Here is a 19,869-nt window from a genome sequence, read left to right on the forward strand (position 1 = left end):
GGGGAAGCAGGGGGGGGTGAGGAGACGATTCAACCTGAACCTGAACCATTTTCTTCCCTTGCCGATGAAGGTCTGGCCTTCAGTTCTATGCCTTTGGAATTTCACACCGAAGCATCCGAAGCAGTGCGAGCGTCCTCCCTCCCTGATACCCAGGAGTTAACCGCTCCTACACCACCATCGGCCGTTGATACACAACCGTCCATAACCGATCAGCAACCCTCAAAAGTTGTCGCCATTGAGGTTTCGACTGAAAGTTTGGCGCGCCAGGGTTATCCCGATGCGATCGCCAGCTACCTCAGCGAGATTTTAGGGGGATTGGGGGTGGGGGTGAAAGTTACAATTCGGGAAAAATCCCCGAAAGGGAAAAAAACCGAAGCCCTACCCGAAACCAATCCATCGGGGCGGCGGCTGTGGGTGTTGTGTGAATCGGCCTATAGTCCCGATCCCTCCCTATTAGCCCAACCCATTGCTCAACGGTTGCGACAGTTGCAGCTTGAAGGGTTCCGGGATGCTTGTATTTTGTTGCAAGTCCAAGGGGAATCTACCCCGGACTGGATGTTACGGATTGATTTAACCCCACCGGATCGGATTCTCAAACAGTGGGGACGCTGGGGAGATGAACAGGCGATCGCCCGCTTACTGAATGACAAATTGAGTCAGTTTCAGGTAGAAGTCCGAACTACCCTGAAAGAATCCACCCTGCATCTGTTCTGTCATTGCCTTCAACCGAACGGTGCAACCAAAAGCCGCAGGCGTCAGGTTCCCGATAAACAGACGGTGATGGATATTGTTATCCCCCTATTGGATATCCTGGCTCCTCAAGGAATTTCCGCCGCCACGGTCTATGGTTTAGAAACCACCGCCACCCAACCTAAACCGGGCGCTCCGATTTGGGTGGATTGGTTAAATTTACCCGCCGCCCAACATTCTGACCTCCAGCCCACGGCCCTAACCTTAGCCCAACAAGGGAATCTTTCCGCCTTGCGTTTTGTTCTGAGTCGTTTAATTAATCCCGATTTAGAGCTAAAACTAGCCACGGGCGGGATTGGGGTACTTTTATTACAAAAAGCCGAATTACTGCACGTCATGACCGAGGGAGCTACTTGTCCGTCCCAGTCTCAGGTGGCCCCGGTGATTGCTCGATTTTTACGCACCTATCGGATTAGTGGGATTTCCGGGGTGAGAATTTATGGCCGTCGTTCAGGACAGAAACTGCCTCTCTGGCGCTATGGGGTCTATTTAAAAACCAGTCAACCTGATACTGTCCCCTCAACCTTACCGGATTTTGTTAGTCCCCCGGAGGAAGGCGAAACCCTGGGAGAAAAGTCATCCCTACCCGACGGTTTAGTCCTGCGCCCTGATTTAAACCTGGATCATCTCGAAGCGGATGTTCCCCGACGCTTCAACCTGCTCTATCCCAATTGGGGAGAGGTTTTCGGTCGTGGGGCTGAAGTTCTCGCCCAAGGGTTGGTCACGACCCGGTTATTTGTTCCTCGGGCGGCGATGATGGTTTCTGTCCCCAGCAAAATCCAGCGTTATCAAAAAATTGCCTTGGCTTTAGTTTGGGCTACCTTGGGGGGATTATGGGTTGTACAGGTGGATCAAATCCTGGGGGAATGGTTAGGGGAAATTCCAATCAATGGGTTGGGTGAAGCGGTGATCCCGCCGACTAATCCCACTGATTTTGAGGAAAAAACTTCAGAAATTGTTGTTGCTTCCGATCTGAGGGAAACTCAAGCCAATTCCTCGGAAAATGATGTATTTAATGGAAGTAATTTTATTTCTTCTAGCGGAAAAACGCCAAAATGCAATTTATCGGATACAAAGTTAGGGTTACAAGCCTGTAAGTTAGCCCAATTGCTTTATCCAACTTTTAAAAGCCCCCAATTAGATGAGCAGTTGGCTCGATATCAACATTTTATTTTAAGGGAAAAACGCCCCCCGGATATTCTGATTATTGGCAGTTCTAGGGCTTTACGGGGGATTGATCCGCAGGTTTTAGAAACGGAGTTGAAAGCCCGAGGTTATGGGGAATTAAAAGTTTATAATTTTGGGGTAAATGGGGCAACCTTACAAATCGTTGATTTAATTATTCGTCAGATTTTACCCCCGGAACAATTACCTCAATTAATTATTCTAGCCGATGGGGTGCGCGCTCTTAATAGTGGTCGAGTTGATCGTACCTATGAAACAATTTCTGCCTCGGAAGGTTATCAACAAATTTCCCAGGGAACATTTCAAATAGAGACTCCCCAGGGCAATTCTTTACCGGATCAGGAACCATCGGCTCTAAATTGGCAATCTACTTTAGGAAGTTTGGCGGTAAAATTTCGTCAGGGGGAGTTAAATTTTGAGGAGTTTCAAACGGAATTAAATCAACATTTTGTTGGGGGATCAAAAGTTTATGGAAAACGCGATCGCCTACAATTTCTATTACAGTCCATAGTCAGGGGACAAGGATTTAAAAGCCAGATGGAATCCCCCGTTGATGAAGCTGAACCTTTTAATGACCAATCGCTGAAAACCTCTGAATTTTTACCGAGTGGATTTTTACCTTTATCTACTCAATTTAGCCCGGAAGTTTATTATCAAAATCATTCTCAAGTTTCTGGCTATTATGATGGGGATTATCAAGGTTTTGAATTAGAGGGAAAACAAACCACAGCTTTAAAAAATTTAATTGAATATGTAGACTCTAAAAATATAAATTTGGTGTTTGTTAATATGCCTTTGACTGAGGATTATCTGGATCAAGTACGGATGGCTTACGAAGAAAAGTTTCAATATTTTATGCAATCAATTAGTCAAGAAACCGAACTTTTGTTTATTGATTTATCCAGAGAATGGTTACAAAACTATGATTATTTTTCCGATCCAAGTCACTTAAATCAATATGGGGCGGTGGCGGTTTCTCAAAAGTTAGTTGAACTGGATCAAATTCCTTGGCCAAGAAGGAAGTAGACAAGTAGGGAATGAAATTTAACTAATTAATCCCGATCAAACTGCAAACTTTCTTAACAAAAATAGTTACATTTTCTCCCATCTTTGTCACAATAGAATTATTTCAATGGTTTTTCCGCACATAGGAACCCCATTATGCTGACGCTGTATCTATTCTGTCTTGCTATTGGTGGGGGTTTTGTAATTTTATCAGTCTTTGCTGGACTAGACGGGATTGATTTTGATACTCATTTTGAGATGGATGTGGAACTGTCTGAACCAGCAAAGGACGCAGAAACCCGCACCACCAGAACCCATCGCAAATCCCCTAAACCAGTATTTCACTTACCATTTTTTAGTTTGCGATTTTGGACGTTTGGGAGTTGTTTTTTTGGCTTAACTGGATTTGTTTTAACAAAACTTAATCCGTTCTTGCCTCCTCCCTTAATTTTTGCTATTTCCCTAGGAATTGGAGTTAGCTTTGGAACCATAATTGTCGGAATTTTAGGCAAACTTCGCCGACAACAAGCCAATAGTTTAATTTTATCTGAAGATCTGATTGGATTATCGGGAACCGTTGAAATTCCCTTTGATCAAAACTGCAAAGGTAAAGTCCGATTATATCTGAAGGAATCCATGGTAGATGTTGTCGCCATTACCGAAGATACCCAGAGCTTTGAAAAAGGGGATAAGGTTTTTGTTGTTGGTAGAAGTCATAATAAGGTCTTAGTAATTTCCGAGGAAAACTTGAATTAAGGATTAAGATTGAGGAGAATCCACAAAAGATCCAAGATAATAGATAATTAATACTCTCCCAATCCCCTAATTTTAATCATGGAGATTTCCCCGTTCCCCCTTAACTGATTCACAGGAGTAAAAATGACCCAAAATTATATTCCCAAAATTCACACTTCATCAATGATTACAGAAGTTGCTCAGGTTCCTAACGCGGATAATCCTCCTGATAATAGTTCTAGCAGTATTGGAGCGGCTTTACCCGTCGCCCTTTCTATTTTTGGTGTGATTGTTTTTCTGTGGTTTATGAATACCTTTCTCCAAATTTGTAAACCCAATGAAATTTTGATTTTATCCGGTCGCAAACGTCGGAATAAAGAGGGACAGGAACTGGGTTATCGGGTAATTTTTGGCGGTCGGACAATGTGTATTCCAATTTTAGAAACCGTCAAAACCATGGACTTGCGGACAATGCCCGTGCGAGTGGAAATTAAAAATGCTTATTCTAAAGGCGGAACTCCGTTAAATATTCAGGCGATCGCTAATGTTAAAATATCTAATGATCGACAAATTGTGGGAAATGCGATCGAACGGTTTTTAGAGCGCGATCGTTCAGAAATTTCTCGGGTTGCTAAGGAAACCTTAGAAGGAAATTTACGGGGTGTGGTGGGAACTTTAACCCCAGAACAATTAAACGAAGATCGTCTACAATTTGCCGAAAGTATCGCCGAAGATGTCTCCCGGGATTTATCGAAATTAGGCTTACAATTAGATACTTTAAAAATCCAAAGTGTGTCCGATGATGTGGATTATCTTAACTCCATTGGTCGCCGTCAAATTGCTTTAATTGTGCGAGATGCGGAAATCGCCGAATCTAATGCTATGGCCGAAGCTGAACAAACTGAAGCCGACTGTCGGCGACAAGCAGAAGTGGCAAAGACCCAAGCCCAAACTATTGTTTTACAGAAGAAAAATGAACTGAGAAAAATCAAAGCTGAATTAGAACAGCAAGCCCGTTCAGAAGAAGAAAGAACCACCGCAGCCGGGGAAGAAGCCCGGGCAAAAGCGGAACAATTATTACAAACAGTTCGCGCAGAATTAGAGCGGTTACGGTTAGAATCCGATGAGGTTTTACCGGCCGATGCTCAACGTCAAGCGCAGGAATTAAGAGCCAGAGGAGAGGCGGCATCCTTAACCGAAAATGCTTTGGCGGCGGCGACGGTAACGGATTTATTAAATCAAGTTTGGCAGGAAACAGGATCAGATGCTTCGGAATTATTTAATTTACAACAAATTGAAATGATTCTCCGCGAAGCGGCGAAGGTTCCTAACCGGGTGAAGTTACAAAATATTAATGTTATTGATAGTGGGGATGGTAAATCCGTGGCGGGTGTGGTTAATATCTATCCTGAAATTTTTCGGCAATTTCTGGAAACGGTTGAGCATATTTTGGGGGTTAAATTGTCGGCAAAATAATCACGTTATTGGGCTGTTGTTGGGCTTTAGCCCTCTTATCTTGATTTGGGAAGTTAACGTTGTTGAGCTTTAAATCTTAAAGATTGCGCTTAAGCGCAACAACATATTTTAGGAGATTTCAAACATGGGAATTATCATTGCCTTATTAGGGATTTTGGGATTGGGAACGGGGGCGGGATTTTTAATTATTCGCAACCTATACTATATTTGTCAACCCAGTGAAGTCTTGATTTTTGCTGGAAGTCGTAGCAGTGTTGAAGGAGGAAAGGACGTTGGGTATCGTTTAGTTAAAGGGGGAAGTAGCATTAGAATTCCTTTATTAGAAGATGCTTTTCGGATGGATTTAACCAATATGATTATTGAGTTAAAAGTCTCCAATGCCTATTCTAAAGGAGGGATTCCGTTAACCGTTGAAGGGGTGGCTAATATTAAAATTGCCGGGGAAGAACCAACTATTCATAATGCCATTGAAAGGTTATTAGGAAAGAGTCGGAAGGAAATTGAACAATTAGCAAAAGAAACCTTAGAAGGGAATTTACGCGGGGTCTTAGCCAGTTTAACCCCGGAACAGGTGAATGGGGATAAATTAGCTTTTGCTAAGAGTTTATTGGTGGAAGCAGAAGATGATTTAGAAAAGTTGGGGTTAGTGTTAGATACCTTGCAAGTTCAAAATATCTTTGATGAAGTGGGATATTTGGATTCTATCGGCAGAAAACAACGGGCAGATTTATTCCGAGATTCTCGAATTGCTGAGGCTAAAGCCCATGCGGAATCAATTATTCAAACCGCAGAGAATGAAAAAAATACGTCTTTGAAAAAGTTAGAAACGGATATTGAAGTTGCCAAAGCCGAGGCAGAAAGACGGGTTAAAGATGCCGTGACTAAACGACAAGCTGTGATTGCGGAATCGGAGTCGGAAACGGCTTCTAAGGTGGCAAAAACCCAGGCTCAGGTGTTAGTTCAGCAAGCCCGAATTAAGCAAGTAGAACAACAGTTACAGGCGGATGTAGTTGCCCCTGCTGAGGCTCAATGTAAACGGGCTATGGCTGAAGCTAAAGGGAATGCGTCCCAAATACTGGAAGCTGGAAAAGCTCAAGCGGAAGCGACTAAACGATTAGCTGAATCTTGGAAGTTAGCGGGGTCAAATGCCCGGGAGATTTTCCTTTATCAAAAATTAGAAGTATTGTTAAAAACTATTGTGGAAACGGTTCCTCAAGTGGAAGTGGATAATGTTACGGTTATCAATAGTCAGCAAGGAGGAACTGCGACAAAGTTGGCGGCATTTTTAACGGAATTAAAGCAAACAACGGGGATTGATTTGGCAGAAACTATTGAAACCATGGGTCATAAAAATTCCCCCTCCCAACCGATTCCTCCGATTGTACCTAAACAGTTAAAATCTATACCCAAAAATTCCCCCGAATCCAATTCAGACACCTAATTTTTGTTGTAAAAAAGGCTAGGAATTTAACACTAGGGGCGAGGTATTCTCCTCCCCCTGATCGGGGAATTTAGGTGTTTTTAAGCCTTATAATCTGGGTATTTTTTTTGTATAATTCTGTATATTTATGCAATTAATTAATATGAAATCCTTAAATATTTGCTACAATATTCTAAGTACCTAAACATAATTATTTACACATTTGGTGATTCCCTATTCCCTTGTTACTGAGCGAAGTCGAAGTATTCCCTATTCCCTTGTTACTGAGCGAAGTCGAAGTATTCCCTATTCCCTGTTCCCTGTTCCCTGTTCCCTTTCTCAACTAGGTAATTTATTTTGCACCAGCACTTACAAGTTTAATTGATAATGATTGAATTAATTATTTTATTGGCTTCTTTATTGGTGGCTTGGTTGGTGTTTGCCTGGGCGGTTCAGGTGTTGAAATCGAGTGTGAGTACGGCAATTGCGATCGCAATTATTGTATTAATTTTACAGCTTGTTTTTGGAATTGGGCCCGAGGAACTTTTAAACCATTTAATTCACTTACCTCAAAGGTTATGGGATTTAGTTATTAATCGTCGTTTTTGAGGGGGAAGGGGAATCTCTAATAAATAGAATCAGAGAGTCCTGAAGGACTCACTACGGGTTAGAAGTCAAATTTTAGTCGATCTGAATGGTTTTGGTGTAATTGTTTGTCTAGGGTTTGCCAGTCTTCTTTTTCAATATAATCGGTGATTTGATCTAAGGTTTGTTTGTAGGATTTGAGCGATCGCAATAGGGCTTCTCGATTATATTTTGCCATCATTAATCCTAATTCTGGATTTCCCCCCCCAACCCGACTGGTATCTCTAAATCCTGAACTGGCAAAATAGTGGGCTAATAGATCAACATCGGGGTTATCTTCTAATCTTAAAGCTGCAATTAAACTGCCACTAATTATAACAGGTAAATGGGAAATCCAAGCCACGGCCCGATCATGTTCTTCCGGTTGACAATGATAAATTTTAGCTTGCAATAAATTGACAATAGATTCTACAATTTTAATCGATTCTGGGGGGGTATGATCCGTAGGTGTAATCACATAGGGTTTATTAATAAATAGATGATGTTGGGCCGCGTCAATTCCGGTTTCCGTATTCCCCGCCATGGGATGTCCCCCAACAAAATTCGGCCATAATTGTGAACAAGTTTCTACAATCGGTTTTTTCACAGAACCCACATCCGTTAAAATCGTATGGGGTTGTAAATAGGGAATTAATTCCGCAATGGTGGGAGCGATCGCGGCAATGGGTGTACAAATAAAAATAATATCCGCTTCACCCATCAAAGATAAATCCACACTGGCCGCATCGACAACCCCACGTTCAACGGCAACGTCGCAGGTTTGTTGTTTACGACTAATACCCAAAATGCGATAGGATAGGGGTGGGGATGCCGGAGAATGGCATGGGGGAATTGGGGTTTGGGTTTGTTGTCGATGGGTGAATAAATCTAAACCGAGTGATCCGCCAATTAAACCCAGTCCAATAATACCAATATTCATCAATTAAAGACTCCATTAAAACTGTTAAGGAAAAGCGTTATTAAATCTATCACTTAAAGCTCAATTTTACAATATTTTGTCAAGTTCAGTTAAAACGGTTTAGTTGTTCATTAAACTCTGGAATATCTAGTTAAATTTAAAACAGATTGTTTAAATCTTTAAAGTTTGAATAAATATTTTTATAGATATTTTTCTGATTGAATAATATGGATATATTCTACCATATTTTGTTATAATTTTCTATAACCCACCTCACTAATTTGGAGAGTTAGAAGGCATGGATGCCGATGAACTTCTGCTCAAATATAAATCAGGGACAAGAGACTTTACAGGGATTTTGCTTTGTGAAGCCAATCTCAGTCGAGCCAATCTCAGTCATGCCAATCTCAGTCACGCCATTTTGAGCATTACAAATCTCAGTGGCGCCAATCTTTCTGATGTCAATTTCACTCAGGCTAAACTCAATGTTGCTCGCTTGAGTGGTGCCAATTTAACCCGCGCTAGACTCGATGATGCGGTTCTCAATGTTGCCAATTTAATTCGGGCAGATCTGCGAGAAGCGTCTTTAATCAATGCTTCTCTGATTCGGGCTGAACTCATGCGTTCCGATCTCAGCCATGGCTTATTGATGGGAGCAAATCTCAGCGAAGCGGACTTACGAGAAGCAACCCTACGCCAAGCCAACCTGGAACAAGTCAATTTGAATGGGGCTAATTTAACCGATGCGATTTTAATTGGTTCTAATTTAGAAAGGGCGAGTTTACATCGAGCTTGTCTAACCAAAGCCGATTTAAGAGGGGTGAATTTAAGTAATGGTGAATTACGACAGGTCAACCTGTCTAAAGCTAATTTGAGTGGAGCCGATCTGCGGGGGGCAAATCTCCGTTGGGCCGATTTGAATGGCGCCAATTTAAGTGGGGCAAATTTAGAACAAGCTCGATTAAGTGGGGCGAGTTTGTGCGGGGCAAATTTAAGTGGTGCTAACCTGATGAATGCGGTTTTAATCCATGCCGATTTAACCCAAGCCAATTTAATTAATTCCGATTGTACCGGAGCGGATTTAACAGGTTCATCCTTAACCGGGGCTAAATTATATGGAGTATCTCGTTTTGATTTAAAAGCCGAAGAAATTACCTGTGACTGGATTGATTTAAGTCCCCTAGGAGACAGTAATCAGATTCAAACCTTTAGTTCTAAAGAAGCAAATAAATTTTTTAATGCTACCTTTCCCACCGTGGAAATTAGTGTAGATACCCGATTGGGATTTGAAGCTCACACAATTCTTGCTAAAATTTATCATTATTTGCAACAACAATCCTCCTTACTGACTCAGCCGCCGACCTTGGAAGTTAATTCCCGGCGCACAGTAATTTCATTCAAAATTGAATCCAATGAACAACTATTTAATGTTGCTTATGTTGCCATTTTACCCTTTAGGGATGCTGATGTTACCCAAAAGGCAATTGAAACCGCAATTAAACAGTTAACTCCAGACAACTGTGGTCATTTTCCGGTACAGTTATCTAATCGAATTGTGCAATTAGGAGTGGAGATCGCTCAACAAATTCGTTTGTTGAGTGATATTAAACTTCCCCAATCTTCGCAAGCAGAAATTGAAACCTCAACGCCTTTCTTTTTCAATCCGACCAGAACCTTACTCAGAAGTTCTAGTCATCAAAATTTAATCCTGCATAGCCATGCTTATTTCGGCAGAAGTTTAGGATGTTCTTCCGAATCATCAGAAAGTTCAGAATCCCTGAACAATCCTTATCTCAATCCTAAACCTCTGGACACCGAAAGTATCCTAAATTTTATTAGGGGATTTTAGTTTTTTTTATAAATGTTGAACCCATAACCGAGAATCAATAATCGTTCATTTAACCAGGGTTAAAGGATCACTCTTATGATAGAAAGTGAATTAGTAAAAGTCTACCAAATTGTTAAAAGATATCAAGAAGGAGATCGAGATTTCAGTGGAATTAACCTGAATGAAAATAATTTAAGCCGGATTAAATTGAGTCAAGCCAATTTAAGTGGGGCTTCTTTTATGGTGGCTAATTTAACTGCTGCTAATTTAAGTGGCTGTAACTTAACCGGAGCTAATTTTAATGTTGCTCGACTAAGTAATGCTAATTTGAGTAACGCAATTTTAGATCGAGCTACCCTCAATGTTAGTAATTTAGTCCGAGCCGATTTAAGCGAAGCCTCTCTGATTGAAAGTCTACTAATTCGGGGGGAATTAATTCAAGCCCTGATGAGTAAAGCTAAATTAATTAAAGCTAACTTAAATGGGGCGGATTTAAGAGAAGCCAAAGTTGAACAAACCGATTTTACCTATGCGAATTTAAGTGGGGCGAATTTACGCGCTATTTTTGGGGTGGGAACTTGCTTTAGGAAAGCGGATTTAAGGGGAGCCAATTTAACTAAAGCCGATTTACCCAAAGCCGATTTTAACTATGCAGAAATGCGCCAGGTTAACCTCACCCATGCCAATTTAAGTGGGGCGGATTTAGGGGGGGCAAATTTACGCTGGGCCGATTTACGGGGAGCCAATTTAGGAGGAGCCAATTTAAGTGAAGCAAATTTGAGCGGGGCTAATTTAACTGGGGCTAATTTAAGTAATACTAATTTAGTCAAAGCTAGTTTTGTTCATGCGGATTTAACCCAAGCTAATTTAATTCAATCGGACTGGGTAGGGGCCGATTTATCGGGAGCCACCTTAACCGGAGCCAAACTTTATGAAGTACATCGATTTAGTTTAAAAGCCGAAGATCTCAAATGTGAATGGATTGATTTAAGCCCCAATGGAGATCATAGTCATGTTGTACATTTTAATCCTGAAACGCTGAAAAAGTTCTTTAATCAAAGTCTTCCCCTGGTACAAATTTTTATTGATGCTCCGTTGGATTTTGAGTCCAGTTTAACTTTAATGACCATCTATTATAAATTAGCCCAAGTCTATCCCGTGATGAATCGTCCACCAAGTATTGAGGTTGATTATCGGCGCACAACCTTAACCTTTGTTGTCGAACGGGAAGAATATTTATTTCCCCTGGCTTGTATGACTATTTTTCCCTTTGATGATGCTTCGGCAACTCAAAAAAATATTATTAATTTAGTGAAAAAAATCAAAGAAGAAAATTTAGGTAAAAATCGCACAATTCAAATTTTAACAGCTATGAATCAAGTGATTGTTAAAGCTAATGAATTTAAACTCTTAGTTAAAGAAAATCAAAGTGATTCCCGGTCTATATTTTTTAAATCCGCCACTCAAACCCTATTAAAAAATAGCAGCCAACAAAGCTTACTGGTTCATAATAATGCTAATTTTGGGAAACGGTTTGATGAACTATCCAGTCGTCAAACTGATGTTGATTTAACCCTCAATTCTAATCAATCTCACCTACCGGATTTACAACAAGTGATTGATTTTATTGAAAGTTTTGATTATCTTAGTCGTTGAGGGTGAATCTCACAATTACTGTTTGCATTTTTGAACGAATTTGATAGAAGTTGAAGTCCATAATTTATTGCGAAACCTGCTCAAGTCCCAGACCGAAGCCTTTTGGCCCCATCATCTGACGATGGCTCGCCTGGTGGCTCGGGCGTTACGTTTGGGACGGGATGCTTTAATTCAAACGGGGATTCCCCCCAGCCACTATGAGCATTCCTATCGGTTGAGTTATTGGATACCGTTATTAGTCTGGCATCAACCGGTAATTGTAGTGGCCCCCGATGGGATTTTGGACGAACTTCAACGGCTGGATTTGCAACCCTGGATTAACCCAGAAACCCTCAACCATCCTGACCTGATTGCTAATAAACCCATTCTTAGGGGCGATCGCTGGCCAGATTATAGCTTTTCCGGGGTCTTGCTCACCACCCCCTCAGCCTGGTTATCCAGTCGCCTCGGGAATGATCACGGCTTTCCTGACCAGGTTCTCACTGTTATTGATGGGGTCGATGATTTAGAAACCTGGACACGCCAAACCCTAACCGTTAGTTTGCATCCCCAGGACTGGAATCATCTCATGGAACAGCAACCCCAAGAAGCGGAAATCATTCGAGATACCCGCATACACCTGACTCGGATCTTATTCCAACATCCACCCAATCCCTATCAATGCTATGTTTTGGACAGTCCAGAACAGAAAATTATTGAGCAACTCTATGGAGTTGTTGGGCCCACCTTGGCTCCATGGCAGAGGTTTTGGCAAGGTTGGCAACGACCGGAACCGTTAAAATGGGTCGTAGTGGATCGGACATTAGGAACCTTTTCTCTTTTTTGTGGGCCGGTGGATGTGGCATCGGAGTTAAGTCGGATTTGGCCCCAACAGCCCGTGGTCTTAATTGGAGGAGCTTTAGATTTGGAAAAACAGGCTCCGATTTATCGTAAGCTGGTGGGACTTGGGGAGATTACCTCGGTGAAATTTACCCCAGATCGACAAAGCCAACTGATTCAACTTTATATCCCATCCCGTTTTCCCCTGCCGAATACGCCTCAGTATAAAATAACTTTGATTAAAGAGATTTATACTATTTTATGTATGAGTGTATCGGTACGGGGGTTCAGTGTTTTATTAATTGGAGATGTTCCGTTAAAAGCCCAAGTTAGTACAGCCATGGCGGCGGAATTTGGTTCGCGGGTGCGGGTAGAAACCACGGATTTACCAGAAAATGGGGTTTTAGTTACAGGTTGGGAGTTTTGGCGACAGCATCAGAGCCGTTTACCCTCACCCTATTTGTTAGCGATCGCAACTTTACCCATCCCTTCTTTAGAAGATCCCTTAGTGGCGGGACAGGTTGCCTACTATAAACAACGACATCTGGATTGGTTCAGGTTTTATTTATTACCAAAAGCCTTAAGTGAACTCCAACGGGCCGTTGCTACGGTGCGGGATAGTCAGGGGGTTGTGGCACTATTTGATAGTCGGGTCTTCCATCGGAGTTACGGAGAACAGGTATTAACAGCCTTGAGTCCCTCCGCCCGGATTGATTATTTGGATACCCTGTGGTTAAACCCTGGCTAACTCATCCTCTGAGCGCAAAAATAAAACCTGAGACTCATTACTAATCCCAGGCTTTATTTTATATTTAGTACCCCCAAGGGAATTCGAATCCCTGTCGCCTCCGTGAAAGGGAGGTGTCCTAGGCCTCTAGACGATGGGGGCTTAGGTCGTTTGGTTGTTGGCTTTGACCCGTTTGAATTTAGGTCTTTTGCCTTTCACCTTTATTAATGTAGCCTATCTTCTTATCGGTGTCAACCCTTTTGGAAATTTTTTTTTGATCTTTTTTATTTGAGGCTGAAATCCTGTTCACAGAAGGCTTGTAGAACTTTAACACAGTTAGCGATCGCCCCCAAATGGGCTATTTCATAGCCATGGGTATTCTGGGTAGGGAACGCGAGACAAGCAGCCCGGGCTACATGGCCAAATTTCATCGCAATAGAAGCATCACTTCCAAAGCCACTCAGAATCGTTAGTTGTAAGGGCACTCCGGCGGTGGTTGCCGCCTGTCGCAATTGACCATTCAAACCCTCGTCATAAAGGCCATAGTTATCCTGAGACAGCAACACCGGCTTTTCATCGCCTTCGAGGGGATATTCCGGTGCTAGGGGGCAAACTTCCAAGGCAATTAACGCTTCTAGGGTTTGTCTTTGGGTAAAATATAAGGCTCCAATAGCCCCTACCTCCTCCTTTGCCGAAGCCACTAAATACACATCAATAGGGGGATTTTTGACGGTTTCTGCTAAGGCTAATAAAATTGCTAAAGACGCTTTATTATCGAGGGTATAACTAGCAATATAATCTTTAATTCGGATGGGTTTTTTACGGTGTTTTCCCACAACTACCCGGGTTCCCGGGCGAATTCCTGCAATTTCTAATTCTTCGCGGGTGCATTGAGTTTCGATCCAAGTATCTTCCCATTTCAAGGCTTTTTCTTCTTGGTAAACTTTTTGAGGAGATTCATGGGAAATATGACGAGATCCAAAGCTCAAAATACCGCTAATAGTTTGATGATCACCTAATAAATCGACGACTCCTTCTCCATATACCCAAGGAAATGAACCGCCTAATTTTCTAACCGCAACCCTTCCCTTTTCTCCAATGGTTTTAACGATCATGCCAATTTCGTCTTTATGGGCGGTAATCGCGAGCGCTCTTTCGGAAGTTTGACCGGGAATTTTAGCGATAATATTATCAGCTTGATCTTGCCAAACTTTTACTCCCAGTTGAGAAAATCGTTCTAATAAACCTTGATTAATTTCCGCTTCTACCCCACTGGGGGAATGTTGCAAAACCAAGATTTCAATTGTATTAAATAAAGTCTGATAATCCATTTTATCTGTCCTTAATTCTATTATCCAATCAAGAATTATCAGGAGTAGGTTTTAATAATAATGCTACAATTAAAGCCGGGGTTCCACCGATTAATCCAATGATTAACCATTGGGAATAATTACGTCCTTTTTCTCGAGCTACAAAAGCTGCGATCGCACCGATAACACCATGAAGAATTGCCAAAGTTAAAATCACAGAAGGGTCATTTAAGGAATCAAACATTTTATGCTCAGATAGAAATTATAGCCAAGAACACAGAAATAAAATAAATCGGATTTCCGCTATCTAACTCATGAATTAAAACATAAGCCTTGGTTCAGAAACCCGATTTTTATGAAAAATGATTCAATTGGAAGTTTAATCCAAAAATCCCATCAAAGTGAAGGGATCATCAATATCATTATTGGCAATAGGACGGTTCATTATCATTGAAGTAATTTCTAAATGACTGACTTCAATGGGGCGATGGGCTAAACCTCCCACCGCATCTTCTAAATGAATAAAAGACACATTACTAGCACTATTCGCTTTAAAAATAGGACGTCTTGGTGATAGCATTCCTGAAATTTCAAGATAGCTATGTTCAATGGGACGATTCATATATGTCGCCATTGAAGCGACTTGAATTTGGGTGGGTGCAGTATTGGCTTCAGAGCCTTTTTTTGCAGGTTTGTCCACAATATCTAATTTTGTTTCTTGGCTCATATCCGTAGTTGGTTTTTTTTCCACAAGATCTACTTTAATCTGATCAGCTTCAGTTTTATTATCTTGATTTGAGTTTGCTGTTTCACCGGTTCGCTTCGGGGCATCCCCCTTTTTTGGTGTAGATGAGCTAACTGTCATGATGAATACCTAGTTTTTTACAGGGTGAACTCATAATTTATACTTAACCCCGTGATTAATTTCATGGGTGAAATTTTCCCAACCTTTGATTTAATTAGGGACGGGTTAGGCACTAATTCTGGATTACAGCTAAACACATTATAAAATAAATCGGATCTTTATTGACACTCTCACCGGCTAAAGCTGGAATGCTTCAACCTTCGATGAATCAAAAATAGTGAAAGCTAGGCGTTGGCGAAGTTACCCGGAGTGCGTCCTTCCTGACTAAAACCCAACTGCCAATCCCTGATTAAAATTTCTTTACAAAATCCAAGGCTGTGATAGTATCTGGATGGATTTACACTACTGATGGACAGCCTATGGGCTTAATTTCTGTGGTGGAGGAGAGTAGAGGAGTGCAAAATAGGATGTCCCTTGGATATTCAAATGCTATGACTGGAAGAAATTACCTTGACCCGATTCAAGTTGGTGTAATCGGTGTAGGTAATATGGGGCAGCATCATACCCGGGTTTTGAGTATGCTCAAGGACGTGGAACTCGTGGGAGTTTCCGATGTCAATGTTGAACGGGGACTCGATACCGCTAGTAAGTACCGAGTTAGGTTTTTTGAAGATTATCGAGACCTTTTGCCCTTAGTAGATGCTGTTTGCATCGCAGTCCCGACTCGGTTACACTATCCCGTGGGGATGGCCTGTTTACAAGCCGGGGTTCATGTCTTAATTGAAAAACCCATTGCTGCGAGTATTGGCGAGGCAGAATTGTTAGTCAATGCCGCCGCCGACTATCAGCGAATTTTACAAGTGGGTCATATTGAACGATTTAATCCCGCTTTTCAAGAATTTAGTAAAGTTTTAAAAACCGAGGAAGTTTTAGCCTTAGAAGCCCGTCGCATGAGTCCCTATTCTGACCGAGCTAATGATGTTTCGGTAGTTTTGGATTTGATGATTCATGATATTGATTTGATGTTAGATTTAGTCGCCGCTCCCGTGATTAAATTAACAGCTAGTGGTAGTCGAGCTTCCGACTCTGGGTATTTAGATTATGTGACGGCTACCCTCGGTTTTGCAAATGGGGTGGTAGCAACTTTAATTAGTAGTAAAGTCACCCATCGTAAATTACGTTCTATTGCTGCCCATTGCAAAAACTCTTTAACTGAAGCCGATTTTCTCAATAATGAAATTTTAATTCATCGACAAACTACGGCGAATTATGTTACTAATTATGGTCAAGTTCTCTATCGCCAAGATGGATTAATTGAAAAAGTTCATACCAGCAATATCGAACCCCTACACGCTGAATTAGAACATTTTGTCAGTTGTGTTCGGGGAGGAAATCAACCCTCTGTAGGCGGAGAACAAGCCTTAAAAGCCCTACGTCTAGCCAGTTTGATTGAACAAATGGCATTAGATGGTAAGGCTTGGAATTGTGCGGAAACCGACTATCTTTTTGATTCCTCGACGGTTTCCATCGGTTAGGGGAAGGCAAAAAAGCGAGGTTTGGGGCTGAAGTTAACCAGCTTTGGCTCTCCTCAACCCTCAAGCATTAATCCTTAATTTTTAATCCTTAATCCATCCCTTAGCCACGGTTTGATAGCCAATTAATTTATAGGTTAATTTAGCAACGGTAAATTCAGAAACCACTGAATCAACCACGGGGGCTAATTCCATTACATCACACCCAATTACATCTTTAGACTCAAATAAACGGCGTAAAAAGGTTAGGGTAGAATACCAATTTAATCCGCCCGGTTCAGGAGTTCCTACCCCCGGAATTAAACTCGGATCAATGCCATCAACATCAATAGTTAAAAAGACTTTTTCTGTTGGAATACTGGCGATCGCTTTTTCAATCCAATCCAGATTAAAAGCCATTTCTCTTGCTCGAAAAACTGTTAAATTTTTCTCCTTAATTAAGTCAGCTTCCTCTTGACAAATGGCTCTAATTCCTACTTGCACCGTCGGTAATCCCATATTCACAACCCGACGCATAACACAAGCATGACTATGAATTGTATCCTGATATTCATGTCTTAAATCCCCATGGGCATCAATTTGAACCACGGTAAAACATTCTTGATATACTTGACGATATCCCTGTACAACTCCTTCGGTAATACTGTGTTCTCCCCCAATGGAAATCACAAACTTTTTCTGTTCAATTAAAGACTGGAGGGTTTCTTGAGTCACCCGCAACATTTCGGCATCGGAAACGGTCTTTCCGTGGCGAGTATCTGCGATCGGAGCATGGGTAAAAATCCCCGCATCAAAACAGATTTCTCGATCAAGTTCTTCGTCATAACATTCTAACTGATGGGAAGCCTCCAGCATTGCCTCGGGGCCGTTCTCGCATCCTTTTCTATAGCTGGTTGTGGCTTCATAGGGAATCGGTAAAATCACAACTTTAGCGGTTTCATATTCTGGTACAATTTCAGAACCCAAAAAGTCTATAGTAGTAGTCGTCGGGAGAGTTGATGTCATTTTAATTTAGGAAACTAACAACTTTTAATTTTGACACAGAATCAGAAAATAGAATAATTTATTGCTATAATAATAACAGTTAAAGAATAAATCATCATTAACCATTCGTAATTCGTAATTCGTAATTCGTAATTCCCCATTCATAATTCCCCATGTTAACCACTTCATCTGTACCGCAAACTTGGCTTTGGAAAGGATACCCGATTTGTTATGTCAGCGAAGGCAATAATGGCCCGGCGGTGGTTTTGGTGCATGGGTTTGGGGCGTCTTGGGGTCATTGGCGAAAAAATATTCCTGAATTGGCAAAACATTGTCGAGTTTTTGCTATAGATTTAATTGGGTTTGGGGGGTCAGCAAAACCAAAACCGAGTCAAGAAATGGGTTATACTTTTGAAACTTGGGGAGAACAAATTGCTGATTTTTGTCGAGAAATTGTTCAAGATAAAGTGTTTTTAGTGGGAAATTCCATTGGTTGTATTGCGGTGATGCAAGCGGCTGTTGATTATCCTGATATTGTTCGAGAAGTTGCTTTATTAAACTGTTCTTTAAGATTATTACACGATCGCAAACGCTCGGAACTTCCTTGGTATCGAAATTATGGCTCCAGTGTGGTTCAAGAGTTATTAAAATATTCCTGGTTTAATCAATTCTTTTTTAATCTTTTAGCAACCCCAAAAACTGTTAAAAAAGTATTATTACAAGCCTATAAACGGGATGAAGCCGTTACAGATGAATTAGTAGAAATGTTATTAAAACCTGCCCAAGATCAAGGAGCGGTGGAGGTTTTTGCCGCCTTTACCCGCTATTCTCAGGGGCCGTTACCGGAGGATTTATTGCCTAAATTACCCTGTTTAGCCATAATATTATGGGGAACCGATGACCCTTGGGAACCGATAGAATTCGGAGAACAATTTAAACAATATTCAACGGTTAAACAGTTTATTCGATTAGAAGGTGTGGGTCATTGTCCCCAAGATGAAGCTCCAGAATTAGTTAATCCTATTTTATTAGATTGGATGGTCGGGGCGGGTGCTGTAACAATATTTGATGATAATAAATAACCTAAATTAACCCGCCTAAAGCCCAAACGACGGGGTTTAAAACCCATTTTTCTGATAAAATAAAAAAAATTCTTCAGATTTAACCCATGACTGTAGCTCAACTGAGTGGCAACTATGAAATCGAGATTCCGGTGACAATTCGAGAAACATTGAAGTTGAAGCCGGGTGATGCGCTGGAAGTCAAAGTTGTAGATGGTGCTGTGGTGATGATGCCAGTTCCTAGCTACACATCACGCTTGTTTGCCAAACATCAAAACCTCTGGCAAGGGGTTGATGCCGTCGCCTACGTTCGCTCATTGCGGGATTCATGGCGCGATTAGCAGACCTTGATGGGCTTACAATCGCTTTGGATAGCGTGATTTTCATTTATGCTTTAGAAGGAAATCGGGAGTTTGGCGAGGTGGCTCGAAAAGTTTTTGAGTTGATCGAGCAGGGGAAGTGTCAAGGTGTCGCCTGTGACTTGGTGCTGGCTGAATTAATGGTTAAGCCCTTGCGTGAAGGATATCCCGAAATTGCCCAGGAGTACGCTCAGGATCTACCCTGCTTCCCCCATCTGAGGTTTTGCGCTGTGACTCAGACGGTTGTGATTGCAGCAGCCCGGTTGCGAGGGAGTAGCAATTTGGGCTTGATTGACGCTTTACATTTAGCGACAGCCGTGGAAGCCGGATGCACTGTTTTTCTGACTAATGATGCCGCACTTCGTTATGCAAACGTGGGTTTAGATATTTGGATGCTTCGAGATATTGTAGATTAATTTGCCACAAATTTCTCCTAACATCCTGTCCCCCTTTTTAATGGGGATAGAGGGGGATCTTCCCCTGGGGTTGGGGTGTAATCAAAATTAATGGCTATTTTTATTAATCCGTAGGGGCGGGTTCCGTCACAATATTTGATATTAACAAATAATCTGAATAAACCCGCCCAACCCCGCCACAATATTTGATAATAATAAATAACCTGAATAAACCCGCCCAACCCCACCGGAATATCCAATTATTTGTTAATTATTGCG

The 19,869-nt window shown here is 41.6% G+C and carries 17 protein-coding genes and 1 tRNA gene; 12 read left to right on the forward strand and 6 right to left on the reverse strand.

Features of this window, described 5'->3' with window-relative positions; genetic code table 11:
* The 5 genes from PL9631_RS08080 to PL9631_RS08100 form a co-directional block, all read left to right on the forward strand.
* Positions 1–2,961 (forward strand): hypothetical protein (locus tag PL9631_RS08080; RefSeq protein WP_083618793.1); only part of this gene is annotated, 2,961 nt, incomplete at its 5' end.
* Between the two features lie 135 nt (positions 2,962–3,096).
* Complete coding sequence (locus PL9631_RS08085; RefSeq protein WP_083618795.1) at positions 3,097–3,696, forward strand: NfeD family protein; 600 nt, start codon at positions 3,097–3,099, stop codon at positions 3,694–3,696.
* A 123-nt stretch (positions 3,697–3,819) separates the two neighbouring features.
* Positions 3,820–5,151 carry a flotillin family protein gene (locus PL9631_RS08090; RefSeq protein WP_083618797.1) on the forward strand — a complete coding sequence of 444 codons (1,332 nt, stop codon included), beginning with the start codon at positions 3,820–3,822 and terminating at the stop codon, positions 5,149–5,151.
* A gap of 124 nt (positions 5,152–5,275) precedes the next feature.
* Complete coding sequence (locus PL9631_RS08095) at positions 5,276–6,592, forward strand: flotillin family protein (RefSeq protein ID WP_083618799.1); 1,317 nt, start codon at positions 5,276–5,278, stop codon at positions 6,590–6,592.
* A 366-nt stretch (positions 6,593–6,958) separates the two neighbouring features.
* On the forward strand, positions 6,959–7,180 hold the full coding sequence (locus PL9631_RS08100; RefSeq protein WP_231516675.1) for a hypothetical protein: 222 nt from the start codon (positions 6,959–6,961) through the stop codon (positions 7,178–7,180).
* 58 nt (positions 7,181–7,238) lie between these two features.
* Here PL9631_RS08100 and PL9631_RS08105 read toward each other — a convergent pair whose 3' ends face one another.
* Positions 7,239–8,135, reverse strand: a complete 897-nt coding sequence (locus PL9631_RS08105) for a prephenate/arogenate dehydrogenase (protein ID WP_083618801.1) — start codon at positions 8,133–8,135, stop codon at positions 7,239–7,241.
* A gap of 277 nt (positions 8,136–8,412) precedes the next feature.
* Here PL9631_RS08105 and PL9631_RS08110 point away from each other — a divergent pair, with 277 nt between their 5' ends.
* From PL9631_RS08110 to PL9631_RS08120, 3 genes are all read left to right on the forward strand, one after another.
* Entirely contained in the window at positions 8,413–9,963 is a 1,551-nt protein-coding gene (locus PL9631_RS08110; protein ID WP_083618803.1) for a pentapeptide repeat-containing protein, read from the forward strand.
* A gap of 75 nt (positions 9,964–10,038) precedes the next feature.
* Complete coding sequence (locus tag PL9631_RS08115; protein ID WP_083618805.1) at positions 10,039–11,598, forward strand: pentapeptide repeat-containing protein; 1,560 nt, start codon at positions 10,039–10,041, stop codon at positions 11,596–11,598.
* 40 nt (positions 11,599–11,638) lie between these two features.
* Positions 11,639–13,165 (forward strand): ATP-dependent DNA helicase, encoded by a 1,527-nt coding sequence (locus PL9631_RS08120; RefSeq protein ID WP_083618807.1) that lies wholly within the window; start codon positions 11,639–11,641, stop codon positions 13,163–13,165.
* A gap of 68 nt (positions 13,166–13,233) precedes the next feature.
* On the opposite strand, the gene PL9631_RS08125 is transcribed toward PL9631_RS08120, so the two are convergent.
* The 4 genes from PL9631_RS08125 to PL9631_RS08140 all read right to left on the reverse strand — a co-directional run bounded on the left by PL9631_RS08125 (position 13,234) and on the right by PL9631_RS08140 (position 15,319).
* Positions 13,234–13,306: transfer RNA gene (locus PL9631_RS08125), tRNA-Glu, on the reverse strand.
* A 122-nt stretch (positions 13,307–13,428) separates the two neighbouring features.
* A complete protein-coding gene (locus PL9631_RS08130) occupies positions 13,429–14,475 on the reverse strand; it encodes a M42 family metallopeptidase (protein WP_083618809.1) in 1,047 nt (348 codons plus the stop codon).
* A gap of 28 nt (positions 14,476–14,503) precedes the next feature.
* Positions 14,504–14,698 (reverse strand): hypothetical protein, encoded by a 195-nt coding sequence (locus PL9631_RS08135; protein ID WP_083618811.1) that lies wholly within the window; start codon positions 14,696–14,698, stop codon positions 14,504–14,506.
* Positions 14,699–14,833: 135 nt separating this feature from the next.
* The gene (locus PL9631_RS08140) at positions 14,834–15,319 is read right to left on the reverse strand and encodes a hypothetical protein (RefSeq protein ID WP_083618814.1); all 486 of its coding nucleotides are present in this window, start codon (positions 15,317–15,319) and stop codon (positions 14,834–14,836) included.
* 407 nt (positions 15,320–15,726) lie between these two features.
* Between PL9631_RS08140 and PL9631_RS08145 the strand changes: the two genes are divergently transcribed.
* Positions 15,727–16,794 (forward strand): Gfo/Idh/MocA family protein, encoded by a 1,068-nt coding sequence (locus tag PL9631_RS08145; protein WP_083618816.1) that lies wholly within the window; start codon positions 15,727–15,729, stop codon positions 16,792–16,794.
* Positions 16,795–16,875: 81 nt separating this feature from the next.
* Here PL9631_RS08145 and speB read toward each other — a convergent pair whose 3' ends face one another.
* A complete protein-coding gene (gene speB / locus PL9631_RS08150) occupies positions 16,876–17,796 on the reverse strand; it encodes an agmatinase (RefSeq protein WP_083618819.1) in 921 nt (306 codons plus the stop codon).
* A gap of 152 nt (positions 17,797–17,948) precedes the next feature.
* On the opposite strand from speB, the gene PL9631_RS08155 reads away from it, so the two are divergent.
* The 3 genes from PL9631_RS08155 (at position 17,949) to PL9631_RS08165 (ending at position 19,611) form a co-directional block, all read left to right on the forward strand.
* Entirely contained in the window at positions 17,949–18,857 is a 909-nt protein-coding gene (locus PL9631_RS08155) for an alpha/beta fold hydrolase (protein WP_083618822.1), read from the forward strand.
* An 86-nt stretch (positions 18,858–18,943) separates the two neighbouring features.
* Positions 18,944–19,177, forward strand: coding sequence for an AbrB/MazE/SpoVT family DNA-binding domain-containing protein (locus PL9631_RS08160; protein WP_083618826.1), 234 nt, complete (start codon positions 18,944–18,946; stop codon positions 19,175–19,177).
* Positions 19,165–19,611: a type II toxin-antitoxin system VapC family toxin gene (locus tag PL9631_RS08165; protein WP_083618828.1), complete on the forward strand. Its 447-nt coding sequence runs from the start codon at positions 19,165–19,167 to the stop codon at positions 19,609–19,611. Before PL9631_RS08160 ends, PL9631_RS08165 begins: the two co-directional genes overlap by 13 nt.
* Positions 19,612–19,869 lie beyond the last annotated feature (258 nt).

It is taken from the genome of Planktothrix paucivesiculata PCC 9631, from assembly GCF_900009265.2.
Lineage (GTDB): Bacteria > Cyanobacteriota > Cyanobacteriia > Cyanobacteriales > Microcoleaceae > Planktothrix > Planktothrix paucivesiculata.